Origin of the sequence: Streptomyces sp. NPDC029674 (assembly GCF_044903205.1) — a bacterium.
In the GTDB taxonomy this organism is placed as follows: domain Bacteria; phylum Actinomycetota; class Actinomycetes; order Streptomycetales; family Streptomycetaceae; genus Streptomyces.
Genome location: NZ_JBJDPY010000005.1, coordinates 189,633 through 204,176 on the forward strand (window position 1 = coordinate 189,633; position 14,544 = coordinate 204,176).

General features: G+C 70.1%; 12 protein-coding genes and 1 pseudogene. 8 read left to right on the forward strand and 5 right to left on the reverse strand.

Annotated features, from left to right (window positions below):
* The first annotated feature begins 20 nt into the window (after positions 1-20).
* The 3 genes and pseudogenes from ACI2L3_RS14285 to ACI2L3_RS14295 all read left to right on the forward strand — a co-directional run.
* Complete coding sequence (locus ACI2L3_RS14285; protein ID WP_404752658.1) at positions 21-1,865, forward strand: ABC transporter transmembrane domain-containing protein; 1,845 nt, start codon at positions 21-23, stop codon at positions 1,863-1,865.
* Positions 1,862-3,643 carry an ABC transporter ATP-binding protein gene (locus tag ACI2L3_RS14290; protein WP_404752659.1) on the forward strand — a complete coding sequence of 594 codons (1,782 nt, stop codon included), beginning with the start codon at positions 1,862-1,864 and terminating at the stop codon, positions 3,641-3,643. Before ACI2L3_RS14285 ends, ACI2L3_RS14290 begins: the two co-directional genes overlap by 4 nt.
* Before the next feature lie 53 nt (positions 3,644-3,696).
* Positions 3,697-5,154 (forward strand): annotated as a pseudogene (locus tag ACI2L3_RS14295) (ABC transporter ATP-binding protein); the annotation flags it as partial.
* A 41-nt stretch (positions 5,155-5,195) separates the two neighbouring features.
* On the opposite strand, the gene ACI2L3_RS14300 reads toward ACI2L3_RS14295, so the two are convergent.
* A complete protein-coding gene (locus tag ACI2L3_RS14300; RefSeq protein WP_404752660.1) occupies positions 5,196-5,990 on the reverse strand; it encodes a metal-dependent hydrolase in 795 nt (264 codons plus the stop codon).
* Positions 5,991-6,051: 61 nt separating this feature from the next.
* Here ACI2L3_RS14300 and ACI2L3_RS14305 point away from each other — a divergent pair, with 61 nt between their 5' ends.
* The 4 genes from ACI2L3_RS14305 (at position 6,052) to ACI2L3_RS14320 (ending at position 11,431) form a co-directional block, all read left to right on the forward strand.
* Positions 6,052-8,625, forward strand: a complete 2,574-nt coding sequence (locus tag ACI2L3_RS14305; RefSeq protein WP_404752661.1) for a DEAD/DEAH box helicase — start codon at positions 6,052-6,054, stop codon at positions 8,623-8,625.
* A 46-nt stretch (positions 8,626-8,671) separates the two neighbouring features.
* Positions 8,672-9,574, forward strand: a complete 903-nt coding sequence (locus ACI2L3_RS14310; protein ID WP_404752662.1) for an acyl-CoA thioesterase — start codon at positions 8,672-8,674, stop codon at positions 9,572-9,574.
* Positions 9,575-9,611: 37 nt separating this feature from the next.
* The gene (locus ACI2L3_RS14315) at positions 9,612-10,793 is read left to right on the forward strand and encodes a winged helix DNA-binding domain-containing protein (protein WP_404752902.1); all 1,182 of its coding nucleotides are present in this window, start codon (positions 9,612-9,614) and stop codon (positions 10,791-10,793) included.
* Between the two features lie 134 nt (positions 10,794-10,927).
* Positions 10,928-11,431 (forward strand): tetratricopeptide repeat protein, encoded by a 504-nt coding sequence (locus tag ACI2L3_RS14320; protein WP_404752903.1) that lies wholly within the window; start codon positions 10,928-10,930, stop codon positions 11,429-11,431.
* 55 nt (positions 11,432-11,486) lie between these two features.
* Here ACI2L3_RS14320 and ACI2L3_RS14325 read toward each other — a convergent pair whose 3' ends face one another.
* Both ACI2L3_RS14325 and ACI2L3_RS14330 read right to left on the reverse strand, forming a co-directional pair.
* On the reverse strand, positions 11,487-12,410 hold the full coding sequence (locus tag ACI2L3_RS14325; protein ID WP_404752663.1) for a DUF6397 family protein: 924 nt from the start codon (positions 12,408-12,410) through the stop codon (positions 11,487-11,489).
* Between the two features lie 114 nt (positions 12,411-12,524).
* Positions 12,525-12,938, reverse strand: a complete 414-nt coding sequence (locus tag ACI2L3_RS14330; RefSeq protein ID WP_404752664.1) for a roadblock/LC7 domain-containing protein — start codon at positions 12,936-12,938, stop codon at positions 12,525-12,527.
* Between the two features lie 90 nt (positions 12,939-13,028).
* Here ACI2L3_RS14330 and ACI2L3_RS14335 point away from each other — a divergent pair, with 90 nt between their 5' ends.
* On the forward strand, positions 13,029-13,457 hold the full coding sequence (locus ACI2L3_RS14335; RefSeq protein ID WP_404752665.1) for a PPOX class F420-dependent oxidoreductase: 429 nt from the start codon (positions 13,029-13,031) through the stop codon (positions 13,455-13,457).
* 81 nt (positions 13,458-13,538) lie between these two features.
* Here the strand turns inward: ACI2L3_RS14335 and ACI2L3_RS14340 are convergent, their stop codons facing one another.
* The gene (locus ACI2L3_RS14340; protein WP_404752666.1) at positions 13,539-14,144 is read right to left on the reverse strand and encodes a GTP-binding protein; all 606 of its coding nucleotides are present in this window, start codon (positions 14,142-14,144) and stop codon (positions 13,539-13,541) included.
* Positions 14,125-14,538 carry a DUF742 domain-containing protein gene (locus tag ACI2L3_RS14345; protein ID WP_404752667.1) on the reverse strand — a complete coding sequence of 138 codons (414 nt, stop codon included), beginning with the start codon at positions 14,536-14,538 and terminating at the stop codon, positions 14,125-14,127. The genes ACI2L3_RS14340 and ACI2L3_RS14345 overlap by 20 nt, the downstream gene beginning before the upstream one ends.
* Positions 14,539-14,544: the final 6 nt, after the last annotated feature.

The following is a 14,544-nucleotide window of genomic DNA, read 5'->3' on the forward strand; positions in this document are numbered from 1 at the left end:
GCGCCTAGTCCTGGGACATCATGCAGATTCGCGACCTCCCGTTCACCGACCCCGGCGTCCCCGATGTCCGGTCGGGGCCGCGCTTCCTGCTGTGGCTCGGCCGCAACCAGCTCGGCGGACAGCTCAAGTCCCTCGCCTGGGGCCTGCTGCACTTCACCTCCATCGCGGGCCTGCCCTACATGGTCGGCGTCGCCGTCGAAGCCGTGCTCGACCGGTCCGGCGGACGGCTCGCCCTCGCGGGCGCGCTGATCGGTCTCCTCGGCATCGGCATCGCGGTGGGCGACACCATGCTGCATCGCACCGCGGTCACCAACTGGATCACCGCCGCGGCGCGCGTGCAGCAGCTGCTCGCCCGCAAGACCGCCGCACTCGGCTCCGCGCTGACCCGGCGCGTCGCCGCCGGTGAGGTCGTGGCCGTATCCACCGGCGACGTCGAGAAGATCGGCTGGTTCGTGGAGGCCCTTTCGCGGTTCGCGGCGGCCGCGCTCACCGTCGTCCTGGTCTGCGTCGGCCTCGTCATCTACCAGCCCGCGCTCGGCGTCGTCGTCGCTGTCGGCATCCCGGTGCTCGCGCTGGCCGTACTGCCGCTGCTGCCCCGCGCCACCCGCCGGGCGGACTTCCAACGCGAGAAGGCCGGCCGTGCCACCGAACTGGCGTCGGACACCGTCGCCGGACTGCGGGTGCTGCGCGGCATCGGCGGCGAGGAACTCTTCCTCGACCGCTACCGCCGCGCCTCACAGGAGGTACGCACCGCCGCGGTCCGCAGCGCACGGATGTGGGCCGTCATCTCGGCGATCCAGATCCTGATGCCGGGGCTGCTGCTGATCGCGGTCGTCTGGCACGGCGTGCACCTCGCCCGCGAGGGCCGCGTCACGGTGGGCGAGCTCGTCACCGTCTACAGCGCCATCATGATGCTCAATTATCCGCTGCGGCACTTCGAAGAGATCGCCATGGCGTACTCCTTCTCCCGGCCCTCCGCCAAGCGGGCGGCCCGGGTTCTCGCCCTGGAACGGACGGCGGCAGGTTCCACGGATCCGCAGCCTTCGGCGGCTGCCGCACCTGAGCCCTCCGGTGACCTGTACGACCCGGCGACGGGCCTGCTCGCCCCGGCCGGCCGCCTCACCGCCGTGGTCTGCGGCGACCCGGACGAGGCGGGACGGCTCGCGGAACGGCTCGGCGGACACCCCGCGTTCGACGAGGCCGCGGGCCTGCCGTCCGTACGTCTCGGAAACGTACCGCTGGACGACCTCCCGCTGGCCGCCGCCCGCACCGCGGTCCTGGTCCAGGACAAGGACCCCGTCCTGCTCTCCGGAACCCTCCGCGCCCTCCTCGACGTACCGGCATCGGGAGAGGTCAGTCCGGAGGAGGCGCTGGCCGCGGCGCAGTGCTCCGATGTCCTGGACGCGCTCGCGCAGGCGTCGGTGGACGACGACCCGATGGCCGCCCACCTCACGGAGCGCGGCCGCTCCCTCTCCGGAGGCCAGCGCCAACGCCTCGCGCTGGCCCGCTCGCTGGTCACCGACCCCGAGGCGCTGGTACTCGACGAGCCCACGTCCGCCGTGGACTCGCACACCGAGGCCCGGGTGGCGGACGGCATCCGGCAACTGCGCCGGGGACGCACCACCGTCGTGCTCACCTCGTCGCCGCTGCTCCTCGACCGTGCCGAGCGTGTCGTCTTCCTGGCCGACGGCGAGGTCGCGGCGGTCGGCGCGCACCGTGAACTGATGCACAGCGAACCGCGATACCGCGCGGTCGTGACCCGCGAGACCGACACCGAACGCCTCGCCGCTGAGGCCCTCGCGGGCTCGGAAGTCCCGGCCGATCCGGAAGCCCTGACAGATTTCGACATCGAGGAGACGGCATGATCGGCCTGGCGCCCCCGGCATACGATCCGGCGGCCCCCACGACGGCGGAGACCCTGCCCGTCGGCTCGGCCGCGACCGTGCGCGACTACGTGCGCGAACTGTTCCAGCGCCACCGCCGGTCGTTCCTCCTGCTCATCCTGGTGAACACGCTCGCCGTCGTCGCCTCGATGGTCGGCCCCTATCTCCTCGGCGGCCTGGTCGAGAAGGTCTCGGACGACACCCGCGACCTCCACCTGGAGCTGACCATCGGCCTGTTCGCGGCCGCCCTCGTCGTGCAGGCCTTCTTCGTGCGCGAAGTGCGGCTGCGCGGTGCGATGCTCGGCGAGCGGATGCTGGCGGATCTGCGCGAGGACTTTCTCGTACGCTCCGTCGGACTGCCGCCCGGCGTCCTGGAGCGGGCCGGTACCGGCGATCTGCTGTCGCGCATCACCACGGACATCGACCGGCTGGCCAACGCCATGCGCGAGGCCGTGCCGCAGCTCGCCATCGGCGTGGTGTGGGTGGTGCTGCTGCTCGGCGGTCTCGTCGTGACCGCGCCGCCGCTGGCACCCGCCGTGCTCGTCGCCGTTCCCCTTCTCGTCGTGGGCTGCCGCTGGTACTTCAAACGGGCTCCCTCCGCCTACCGTTCGGAGGCCGCCGGGTACGCCGCCGTGGCCGCCGCGCTCACCGAGACCGTCGACGCCGGACGCACGGTGGAGGCCCACCGCCTCGGCCGCCGCCGCATCGAACTGTCGGAGCGCCGCATCGCGGAGTGGACCGCATGGGAGCGGTACACGCTCTACCTGCGGTCGGTCCTCTTCCCGGTGATCAACTTCACCCACACGCTCGTGCTCTGCTCGACGCTCATGATCGGCGGAGTCTTCGTCCTCCAGGGCTGGATCGGCGTCGGCCAGCTGACCACGGGGGTGCTGATCGCGCAGATGCTCGTCGACCCGCTGGGCATCATTCTCCGGTGGTACGACGAGCTCCAGGTCGCCCAGGTGTCGCTGGCCCGGCTCGTCGGTGTGCGCGACATCGAACCGGACGCCGGCGACCCCTCCGTGACTCCGGACGGACGGCATGTCCTCGCCGACGACGTGCACTTCGGCTACCGCGAGGGCGTCGACGTGCTCCGCGAGGTGTCCCTCGCCGTCGAACCCGGCTCGCGCGTCGCCCTGGTGGGCCCGTCGGGCGCGGGCAAGTCGACCCTGGGCAGGCTCCTTGCCGGTATCTACGGGCCTCGCACCGGTCATGTCACCCTGGGCGGCGCCGCGTTGTCGGCCATGCCCGCGGAGGCGGTGCGCACCCATGTGGCCCTGGTCAACCAGGAACACCACGTCTTCGTGGGCTCCCTGCGCGACAATCTGCTCCTCGCCAGGACCGGAGCACGGGACGCCGAACTGTGGGCGGCGCTCGGCGCGGTCGACGCGGCCGACTGGGCACGCGGCCTCGACGAGGGCCTGGACACCGAGGTCGGCTCGGGCGGGTTCGCACTGACGCCCGCGCAGGCCCAGCAGATCGCTCTGGCACGACTGGTACTCGCCGACCCGCACACACTGGTCCTGGACGAGGCGACCTCGCTCCTCGACCCGCGCGCGGCACGGCACCTGGAGCGCTCCCTGGCCCGCGTCCTGGACGGCCGCACAGTCGTGGCCATCGCGCACCGGCTGCACACGGCACATGACGCCGACGTCATCGCGGTGGTCGAAAGCGGCCGGATCAGCGAACTGGGCAGCCATGACCAGTTGGTGGCGGCGAACGGCGCGTACGCGGCGCTGTGGCGGTCCTGGCACGGGTAGGAGGAGCTCTGTTCGCGCCGGAGCAGAGGTGGTTAGGATTCGTGGATGGTTGCATGCCCGCCTCGGTCGTGGAGCGGGCCGGTGCGGGCGATCTGACAGCCCGCGGCACCACCGATGTGGCGACCGCCGGGCAGATGCTGCGCGACACCGGCCCGGATGTCTTCGTGGCGGCCGTGCAAGCGCTGTTCATCCTCGGCGCGGTCCTTCTGCTCGACCCCCTGCTCGGGGTGTGCGGTGTGCTCGGTCTCACCGGCATCCGGTTCGTCACCCGCTGGTACCTGCGCCGTGCGCACTCCGCCTACCTCGAGCAGGGCACGGCCCACTCCGCACTCGCCGAGGTGCTCGCTGCCACGGCGTCCGGGGCCCGCACCATAGAGGCCCTGCGCCTGCGCGAGCGCCGCGTCGCGGACAGCGAGGCTGAGATCGAGCGGTGCGTCGTCGCCCACGAACGGACGCTGTTCCTGCGCAACGTCCTTTTCCCCTCCATCGACATTTCGTACGCCGTCCCGGTCGTCGCCGTGCTGCTTTTGGGAGGGGTACTGCACGACCAGGGCTCCGTGAGCCTGGGCACGGTGGTCGCTTCGGCCCTCTACCTGCAGCAGCTCTCCCAGCCGCTGGACACGATCCTGCAGCAGGTGGAACAGCTGCAGAGCAGTGGCGCCGCCTTCGCCCGGGTCGAAGGCCTGGCCTGCGCCCCGACGGGGCGCACCAACATCGGCACTCCTATTGCCGCCCTTTCCGTCCCCCGTCCCGGCACCACCCCCGAGGACGACCGCATCGAGGTCAGCGGGGTGCGCTTCGCCTACCGCGGTGGCGCCGACGTCCTGCACGGCGTCGACCTCTCTGTATATCCCGGAGAGCGGCTCGCGATCGTCGGGCCCTCGGGGGCGGGCAAGAGCACCCTGAGCCGACTCCTCGCGGGGATCGACGCGCCGGCCGAAGGCACAGTGACCGTCGGCGGCGTACCGATCGCCGACCTTCCGCCCGACCGGCTGCGCCGTCAGGTCGTCCTCGTCACCCAGGAGCACCACGTCTTCCTCGGCACCCTCCGGGACAACCTCGTCATCGCGGCGGAGTCCGCCACGGACGTCGAGCTGAAGGCCGCCCTCGCCGCGGTCGGTGCCGACTGGTCCGACGGCCTGGCGGACGGTCTCGACACCGAGCTGGGCCCCGGGGGTCACCGCCTGCACGGAGCGCAGGCCCAGCAGCTGGCCCTCGCCCGTGTCGTGCTCGCCGACCCGCACACGCTCATCCTCGACGAGGCCACCGCGCTCCTGGACCCGACGACAGCACGGCACACGGAACGGGCCCTGGCCGCCGTCCTTCGCGGGCGCACCGTCATCGCCATCGCGCACCGTCTGCAGACGGCCCACGACGCGGACCGCGTGGCGGTCATGGAGGACGGCCGGGTGACGGAGCTCGGCACGCACGACGAACTCGTGACGGCCGACGGCGCCTACGCCGCGCTCTGGCACTCCTGGCACGGCGAGCACCCGGCCACGACGACCTGACCCCACTAGGGCGTGGCCGCACTCCGGACGACTGCTATCCCTCAGATGAAGTTCAGCGCGGCCGCGCCGCCCACTCCCCCGAGCAGCATGAACACCGGCATCAGTACTTTGAGCTCGATCCAGCTCCCGGCCCGGAACCGCAGCGCCTTCGGCGGCCCGATCGGGTACCAACGCTTGCGGCCGATCGGGATGGGCCACAGGATCGGGCAGCCGGAGACGGTCAGCGCGTCCCCGATGTCGTGCACCAGCGCGCCGAGCACGATCGGCAGCCCCAGCCACAGGTACTCCTGGCCGGGCGCGGTGAACATCCAGTCCGAGCCGTTGCCCGGTTTGTCCAGGACCCCGGCGAGGATCCAGGCGCTCGTCGCGGCGAGCAGCCACACCAGGACGTCGCTGCTCGACCCGCGGGCGGCCCGCCACAGCAGGCCTTCGATGGCGAGCACCATATGGACGAAGAGGATTCCGAGCACCGCCCAGCGCCCGCCGAAGATCGCCAGGGCCGACGCGCCCGCTCCTATCAGCACCGCCCACAGCCAGGTGTGCGTGAGTGTGCGGTGCCCGCCCGAGCGACGCGGGTCCCCCTGCTTGCGGGTCGCCTTGTAGACGGCGTACGAGAGTTTGTCGACAATCTCGCAGAGGCCCCTGGAGAGCGGCCCGAAGGCCCGCGAGATGGTCGCCGACTTGTGGTCGAGGTCGGGTGCGAGCGCTGCTCCGGCGCAGATCAGCGCTCCTACGAGGAGGACCGGCCAGGGCATCGTGTGCCCCGCTGCCGCTGCCGCGGCACCGACCCCGAGCCAGGCCGCCGCCCCCGACAGTGAGTGTGCCGGTCCCATCATTGGTGTTGCCCGCCCCATTTCGATTGTTCTGACGCCCCGTTGGCGACACAGCGTAGCGTTCGTGATCTTCGTGGAGACCTCCGGTTCCGTGATCGGGCAGGAAGGAAGGCAAGATGGGGGTGTGACCCTTATCGATCAGCTGCCGCCGGACGCCGACCCAGATGCCCTCTTCGAAGCCTTCTCGTCGTGGGCCGAGGACCAGGGCATCACCCTCTATCCGGCCCAGGAGGAGGCACTGATCGAGGTGGTCTCCGGGGCCAACGTGATCTTGTCCACCCCGACCGGCTCCGGCAAGAGCCTGGTCGCGGCGGGTGCGCACTTCACGGCACTGGCCCAGGACAAGGTCACCTTCTACACGGCGCCCATCAAGGCTCTGGTGTCGGAGAAGTTCTTCGACCTGTGCAAGCTCTTCGGCACCGAGAACGTCGGCATGCTGACCGGTGACGCGTCGGTCAACGCCGACGCCCCCGTCATCTGCTGCACGGCCGAGGTCCTCGCCTCGATCGCGCTGCGCGACGGCAAGCACGCCGACATCGGCCAGGTCGTCATGGACGAGTTCCACTTCTACGCCGAGCCGGACCGCGGCTGGGCCTGGCAGATTCCCCTGCTCGAACTTCCGCAGGCGCAGTTCATCCTCATGTCGGCGACGCTCGGCGACGTCTCCATGTTCGAGAAGGACCTGACGCGCCGCACGGGCCGCCCCACCTCGGTCGTCCGCTCCGCGACGCGGCCGGTGCCGCTGTCGTACGAGTACCGTCTGACGCCGATCACCGAGACGCTCACCGAGCTCCTGGAGACCAAGCAGGCGCCGGTCTACATCGTCCACTTCACGCAGGCCCAGGCGGTCGAGCGGGCACAGTCGCTGATGAGCATCAACATGTGCACGCGCGAGGAGAAGGACAAGATCGCCGACCTGATCGGCAACTTCCGTTTCACCACCAAGTTCGGCCGCAACCTCTCGCGCTACGTGCGCCACGGCATCGGCGTGCACCACGCCGGCATGCTCCCCAAGTACCGGCGCCTGGTGGAGAAGCTCGCACAGGCGGGACTCCTCAAGGTCATCTGCGGCACCGACACCCTGGGGGTCGGCGTCAACGTCCCGATCCGCACCGTGCTGTTCACCGCTCTCACCAAGTACGACGGCACTCGTGTCCGCACACTGCGCGCTCGGGAGTTCCACCAGATCGCCGGACGCGCCGGGCGCGCGGGCTTCGACACAGCGGGGCTCGTGGTCGCCCAGGCGCCCGAGCACGTCATCGAGAACGAGAAGGCACTCGCCAAGGCCGGCGACGACGCGAAGAAGCGCCGCAAGGTGGTCCGCAAGAAGGCTCCCGAGGGCTTCGTCGCGTGGTCCGAGAGCACCTTCGAGAAGCTCATCGCCTCCGAGCCGGAGCCGCTGACCTCCCGCTTCCGGGTCACGCACACCATGCTCCTGTCCGTGATCGCCCGGCCCGGCAACGCCTTCGAGGCGATGCGTCACCTCCTCGAGGACAACCACGAGCCGCGCAAACAGCAGCTGCGGCACATTCGCCGGACCATCGCGATCTACCGGTCCCTCCTCGCCGGCGGCGTCGTGGAGAAGCTCGACGAGCCGGATGCCACGGGTCGCATCGTGCGCCTCACCGTCGACCTGCAGCAGGACTTCGCGCTCAACCAGCCCCTGTCGACGTTCGCCCTCGCCGCCTTCGAGGTCCTCGACCCCGAGTCCCCCTCGTACGCCCTGGACATGGTGTCCGTCGTCGAGTCCACGCTCGACGATCCGCGTCAGATCCTCGCGGCCCAGCAGAACAAGGCGCGCGGCGAGGCAGTGGCGCTGATGAAGGCGGACGGCGTCGAGTACGAGGAGCGGATGGAGCGGCTCCAGGACATCACGTACCCGAAGCCCTTGGAGGAGCTGCTCTTCCACGCGTACAACACGTACCGCACAAGCCACCCGTGGGTCGGCGACCACCCGCTGTCCCCGAAGTCTGTGATCCGCGACATGTACGAGCGGGCGCTCTCCTTCACGGAATTCACGTCCTTCTACGAACTCGCTCGCACCGAGGGCATCGTCCTGCGCTACCTCGCGAGCGCGTACAAGGCCCTGGAGCACACCATCCCGGACGACTTGAAGTCCGAGGACCTGGAGGACCTGATCGCCTGGCTCGGCGAGATGGTGCGCCAGGTCGACTCCAGCCTCCTCGACGAGTGGGAGCAACTGGCCAACCCCGAGGTCATGACGGCCGAGGAGGCCCAGGAGAAGGCCGACGAGGTCAAGCCCGTCACGGCCAACGCCCGCGCCTTCCGCGTCCTGGTCCGCAACGCGCTGTTCCGCAGGGTCGAGCTGGCCGCCCTCGACCACGTCGAGGAGCTGGGCGAGCTGGACGCCGAGTCCGGGTGGGACGCGGATGCCTGGGGTGAGGCCATGGACAAGTACTGGGACGAGTACGAAGATCTCGGCACCGGCCCCGATGCCCGCGGGCCCAAGCTGCTGCTCATCGAGGAGGATCCCGAGCACGGTCTGTGGCGCGTCCGGCAGACGTTCGCCGACCCGAACGGCGACCATGACTGGGGCATCAGCGCGGAGGTCGATCTCGCGGCTTCCGACGAGGAGGGCCGCGCCGTCGTCCGGGTCACGGACGTCGGCCAGCTCTGAGAGCCCCGAGGAACCGTGCGTCCCGGACAGGAGTCGAGGAACTGTCATGAACAATCCCGCCGACCGGCTGGTCGACCTGCTGGACCTCGAGCAGATCGAGGTCAACATCTTCCGGGGCCGCAGCCCGAACGAGTCCCTGCAGCGGGTGTTCGGCGGGCAGGTCGCCGGACAGGCCCTGGTGGCGGCGGGCCGGACCACCGAGGGCGACCGCCCGGTGCACTCGCTGCACGCGTACTTCCTGCGCCCGGGGCGCCCGGGCGTGCCCATCGTGTACCAGGTGGAACGGGTCAGGGACGGACGCTCCTTCACCACGCGCCGCGTCACCGCCGTCCAGCAGGGCCGCACCATCTTCAACCTCACCGCCTCCTTCCATCAGCCCGAACAGGGCGCCTTCGAACACCAGCTGCCGCCGCGCCTCGCGGCCCCCGCTCCGGAGTCGCTGCCGACGGTCGCCGAAGAGATCAGGGAGCACCTCGGCGCACTCCCCGAGCAGTTGGAGCGCATGGCTCGGCGCCAGCCCTTCGACATCCGCTATGTCGACCGGTTGCGCTGGACCGCCGAGGAGACCAAGGGCGCCGAGCCGCGCAGCGCGGTGTGGATGCGCGCCGTCGGCCCGCTGGGCGACGACCCGCTCGTGCACACCTGCGCGCTGACCTACGCGAGTGACATGACGCTCCTCGACGCCGTCCGCATCCCCGTGGAACCTCTGTGGGGACCCCGCGGCTTCGACATGGCGTCGCTCGACCACGCCATGTGGTTCCACCGCCCCTTCCGGGCCGACGAGTGGTTCCTCTACGACCAGGAGTCCCCCATCGCGACGGGGGGCCGCGGCCTCGCCCGCGGCCGCATCTACGACAAGGAGGGGAACCTCCTCGTGTCGGTGGTGCAGGAAGGGTTGTTCCGTCCGTACGGCGAGCGCCACATGGACAGTCAGACAGCCGGGTCGTAACCGGCGCAGGGCCTGGAGGGGAGGCACGGTGCGACGGATCGACGCATCGGAGCGGCGGGCGAGGCTGGCGCTCCGCCATCGGCTGACGGTGGACACGAGGTCGGACGACCCGGTCGAGGTGGCACGGTCCTTGCTGGCGCTCCACGGCACCGACCCGTCGTCGGTGTACGTCGGCGCCTGGGCCCGCATGCGGGACGGTCGGGTGGCGGACGTGGAGCGCGCTCTGTACGAGGACCGCTCGCTGATCCGGCTGATGGGGATGCGGCGCACGGTCTTCGTGACGTCCCTCGATGTGGCGCCGGTGCTGCAGGCCGCCTGTTCGCGGGCGGTCGCCGCGCGGGAGCGCCGTCTTCTTCTGGGGATGCTGGCCGAGTCCGGTGTCGCCGACGACGCGGCCGGGGTGGAGGCGTGGCTGGCACAGGCGGAAGAGGTGGCGCTGCGCGCGCTGAAGGAGCGGGGCGAGGCGACCGCGGCCGAGCTCGCGAGCGACGACCCCAGGCTGGCGACCGAACTGGTCATGTCGCGCGGCAAGAGCTACGAAGGCCGACAGAAGCTGGCCAGTCGACTCCTTCTGCTGCTCGCCACCGAGGGGCACGTGGTGCGGGGCAGGCCCCGCGGCACATGGACTTCCCATCAGTACCGCTGGGCGCCGCTGACGGACTGGTTTCCCGGTGGCCTCACCGACTGGGACACCCGGGAGGCCGAGACGGAGCTCGCCCGGCGGTGGCTCCGGGCATTCGGCCCGGCCACCGCCGATGACTTGCGGTGGTGGGCCGGGTGGACCAAGACCCAGACCAAGCGGGCCCTGACGGAACTGCGCCCGGTGGAGGTCGACTTGGACGGGCTGCAAGGGCTGTTGCTCCCCGACGACATGGAGGAGACCTCTCAGCCGGAGCCGTGGGCGGCTCTGCTGCCGGCACTCGACTCCACCCCGATGGGCTGGCAGCACCGCGGTTGGTTCCTCGGGGAGCACGGCCCGCGCCTCTTCGACAGGAACGGCAACATCGGCCCGTCCGTGTGGTGGGACGGCCGCATCGTCGGCGGCTGGGCCCAGGACAGCAGCGGCGAGATCGTGTGCCGGTTCCTCGAGGACGTCGGCGCGGACGCGCAGGGCGCGGTGCAGGCCGAGGCCGAGCGGCTCGCCACGCGGCTGGGCGGCGTACGGCTCACTGCTCGCACCCGGGGACGTACATGGCTGGAGGACGAACTGGCCGCTTGACGGCCCCGGGCCGGGCGCACGACGGAATTCGACAGGCATCTCTGCCTCCGTTCGGGATAGATTCCGGTTTCGCAGCTTCCGCGAGAGTGGTTGCACGACGGGCAAGGCTCTGAAGGGGCGGGGAGTTGAGCGGGATTCCGAGCGGGGACAGGGATCGGTTGCTGTCGGAGGCCGTACGGCTCCGCGAGGTGGGCCGGCGCGAGGAGGCCCGGGAGCAACTTGTCGCCCTCGCAGCGGAGCTCCCGCACGATCCTGAGGTGGCGTACCAGACGGCGTGGGTCCACGACACGCTCGGGCTGGAGGCCGAAGCAGTGCCGTACTACGAACGCGCGCTCAACGGGACCGGCCTGTCGGACGACGATCGCCGCGGAGCCTTGCTGGGCCTGGGCAGCACCTACCGGATCCTGGGACGCTACGAGGAAGCCGTCGCCACACTCGAACGTGGAACGGCCGAGTTCCCGAACGACGGCGGGCTCAAGACATTCCTGGCCATGGCCCTGTACAACACCGGCCGGACGCATGACGCGATGGAGATGCTTCTGACACTGCTCGTCGCCACGAGCAAGGACCCGGAGATCGCGGCATACCGCCCCGCCATCGAGGAGTACGCCAAGGACTTGGACGCGACGATGCAGTGACAGGGCAGGGGCCTCAACCGCAGCCCCGGTCCTCCGACGACGCGGCTCGGGCGGTCTACGCCCTCCTGCGGCGCAACCACTTCATCAGGCCTCGCGGCGCCGGCGCCGGAGCTTCCGCCGGGATCTCGCTTGGCGGCTCCAACTCCCGCTCGCGGGCGACCGTTTCTGGCCCGGGACGTTGGTTCGGCCGCGGCGCCGGGCGTTCTGCGCGGGCTTGGAGGAGGCCGAACAGCAGGCTGGAGCGCAGCCACCGGATCTCGTCGGGGTCATCCGCGGTCGTGATCTTCTCAACGGTCCGCACCGCGGGCGACTCCGGTGCGCCCTGGGTGCGCGGAACCGGCTTGAGCCGGTTGAGATACGCGCGTTCATAGGGGTCCCTGACGATTTCCGCGAGCTGTACGGGATCGAGCAAGGAGGCCATGGCAGCGGCGCGTTCCCAAGCGTCTTCGGATTGGCGCAGCAGGAACCCCGCGTACCGTCCCCGCCAGTTGCGTGCCCGGAGATCCTGTCCTTCTTCGAGGCGCCTTCGGATCGTCTCCGGCAGGCGTCCCGTGAGAAGTGCGGCATTGATCTCGGACCCGGCGAAATGTCGCAGCTCTTCGGCGAGGTAGAGCCAGACGACTGCCCTATACCGGTTCAAGTAGAACTTTACGGGCGTCAGGGCACCGGCGCGTGCCAGCCGGGTGAAGCGGGCCGTGGTGATCTGCATGAGCTCCGCGCCCTCGGTGGTGCCCACCGCTCTGACGCTCTCCCGCAGTGCCTCGGGGAAGCCTTCGCACCCGCGCACACGGTCGATCTCCCCGCGAGTGACGCGGCGCTGGCCGCCCGGCACGTCCGCGACGGTGCGAATGCGCCCCAGCATCACGGCCAGGTCGAACTCGCCGCGCTTCAGCCCCAGCTCCCTCGCCGCCCAGCCCGGCGTGACCGTCGGTCGGGCGGGCCTTGCGCCGGCGGATTGCGTGATGGTGTCACCGGTCATGGTGGATCTCCCCCGTGAGATGTGCTTGCTTGCTCTCGGGAAAAACCGTAGCCCGATCACCACGATCCTCGCTTGGCCTGTGGATAACTCTTGGCGTGGCAGCGTCAGTGCAGGTCAGAGGTCGACGACCGGCGTTCGTTCCGGCTGCCGGGCGTCCACGGCCAGGTGCTCTCCGACGCGGTTCACCAGCAGCGTCATCTCGTAGGCGACCTGGCCGATATCGGCCTCCGCCGAGCTCAGGACGCACAGGCAACTGCCGTCGCCCGCCGCCGTGACGAAGAGGACCGCGTCGTCGAACTCGATCATCGTCTGGCGTACATTCCCGGCGTGGAAATGGTGTCCCGATCCCTTGGCGAGGCTGTGCAGACCGGAGGAGACCGCGGCCAGATGTTCCGCGTCCTCCCGCTTCAGGTCCGTGCTCGCGCCCGTGACCAGGCCGTCGTTGGAGAGCACCAGCGCGTGCCGTACGTGTTCCATCCGCTGGGTCAGGTCGTCCAGCAGCCAACCGAGCCCCATGCTCTGCCCCATGTTCCGTCTCCCCGTGTCCCTCCCCCTGGCTGGAGGATCTGACCTGCCAGCCTTCACCACGACCGGCGCCCCGGCAAGCATGATGGGGACATGGCACAGAAGATGACCGATGACCAGTGGCGGGCCTTCGTCTCGCACGGCACCCGGACCGGCAAGCTCTCGACCGTCAGGGCGGACGGCAGCCCGCACATCGCACCGATCTGGTTCCTCCTCGACGGGGACGACCTGGTGTTCAACACCGGTAAGGACACCGTGAAGGGGCGAAACCTCGCACGGGACGGGCGTGTGGCCCTGTGCGTCGACGACGATCAGCCGCCGTTCGCCTTCGTCGTGCTGCAGGGCAGCGCGGAGCTGAGCGAGGACATCGATCAGCTCCAGCATTGGGCAGCCCGGATCGGCGCGCGCTACATGGGCGACGACCGGGCCGAGGAGTTCGGTAAGCGCAACGGTGTCCCTGGGGAACTCCTGGTCCGCGTGCGGATCGACAAGGTGCTCGCGTACGCCGGGGTCTCCGACTGACGGCACATGGAGGATTCGGGACGGACTGACGGTGGACTCGACATGGCTGCACCACCAGCTCAGTGCGGGCCCACCGACAGCTCAGCCCACCGAGTCGAGCAGCCGGGCGGTATGGAACCGCCCGGCGTACTCGACCAGCCGTATCAGCACCTCCTTCCCTGAATCGCGGTCCCGGGCGTCGCACAGCACCACGGGCGTCCCGCGGTCGAGGTCCAAGGCACGTGACACCTCGAGCGCCCCGTACGTACGCACGCTCGTGAAGCAGTTGACTGCCACGACGAACGGGATACGACGGTGCTCGAAGTAGTCCACGGCGGGGAAGCAGTCCTCGAGCCGCCGGGTGTCCGCGAGGACCACGGCACCGAGGGCGCCTTGTGACAACTCGTCCCACAGGAACCAGAACCGGTCCTGTCCCGGGGTGCCGAACAAGTACAGCGACAGGCCGGACCGAATGGTGATGCGACCGAAGTCCATGGCCACGGTCGTCGTGGTCTTCCGGTCCACCCCCTCGGTGTCGTCCACCGATTGACCCGCCTCGCTCAACAGCTCTTCCGTACGGAGCGGACGGATCTCGCTGACCGCGCCCACCAAGGTGGTCTTGCCCACCCCGAAGCCGCCCGCGACCAGAATCTTCAACGCCATGGCAGAGGTCTCGGCGCCCGTGGCGTCAGAGTGCTCGGAGCCCATCGATCACCTCTCGGAGGATCTTTTCGTCAGGAAGCTGGGCGGGCGGAACCGGTCGGCTGACCTTCACGCAGCCCAGCTCCAGCAGGTCACCGAGGAGCACACGGACCACGCCCACGGGGAGATCGGCTCCGGCGGCGAGTTCGGCCACGGACTGCGTCTCGGTGCGGCACAGTTCGGTGAGTGCCCGATGTTCGGGCCCGAGCACGGTGCTGTCGTCATGCTCCGGAGCACGGTCGTCGAGCGTCACCAGGGCGATCAGGTCGAACCGGACGCCCCGCGGCCCTGGCCTGGTGCGTCCGCCCGTCATCGCATAGGGCCGTACGAGAGGCCCGGCTTCGTTGTCGTACCACTGGCTGCCCGGCTGTCCCGGGGTGCCGCTCGTGTCCTCGCTCATGGGTAC

Excerpts from the sequence above, each read along its gene's own strand:
- ACI2L3_RS14285 (WP_404752658.1), top strand. The coding sequence starts at position 21 with ATGCAGATTCGCGACCTCCCGTTCACCGACCCCGGCGTCCCCGATGTC.
- ACI2L3_RS14290 (WP_404752659.1), top strand. The coding sequence starts at position 1,862 with ATGATCGGCCTGGCGCCCCCGGCATACGATCCGGCGGCCCCCACGACG.
- ACI2L3_RS14300 (WP_404752660.1), bottom strand. The coding sequence starts at position 5,990 with ATGATGGGACCGGCACACTCACTGTCGGGGGCGGCGGCCTGGCTCGGG.
- ACI2L3_RS14310 (WP_404752662.1), top strand. The coding sequence starts at position 8,672 with ATGAACAATCCCGCCGACCGGCTGGTCGACCTGCTGGACCTCGAGCAG.
- ACI2L3_RS14325 (WP_404752663.1), bottom strand. The coding sequence starts at position 12,410 with ATGACCGGTGACACCATCACGCAATCCGCCGGCGCAAGGCCCGCCCGA.
- ACI2L3_RS14330 (WP_404752664.1), bottom strand. The coding sequence starts at position 12,938 with ATGGGGCAGAGCATGGGGCTCGGTTGGCTGCTGGACGACCTGACCCAG.
- ACI2L3_RS14335 (WP_404752665.1), top strand. The coding sequence starts at position 13,029 with ATGGCACAGAAGATGACCGATGACCAGTGGCGGGCCTTCGTCTCGCAC.
- ACI2L3_RS14340 (WP_404752666.1), bottom strand. The coding sequence starts at position 14,144 with ATGGGCTCCGAGCACTCTGACGCCACGGGCGCCGAGACCTCTGCCATG.
- ACI2L3_RS14345 (WP_404752667.1), bottom strand. The coding sequence starts at position 14,538 with ATGAGCGAGGACACGAGCGGCACCCCGGGACAGCCGGGCAGCCAGTGG.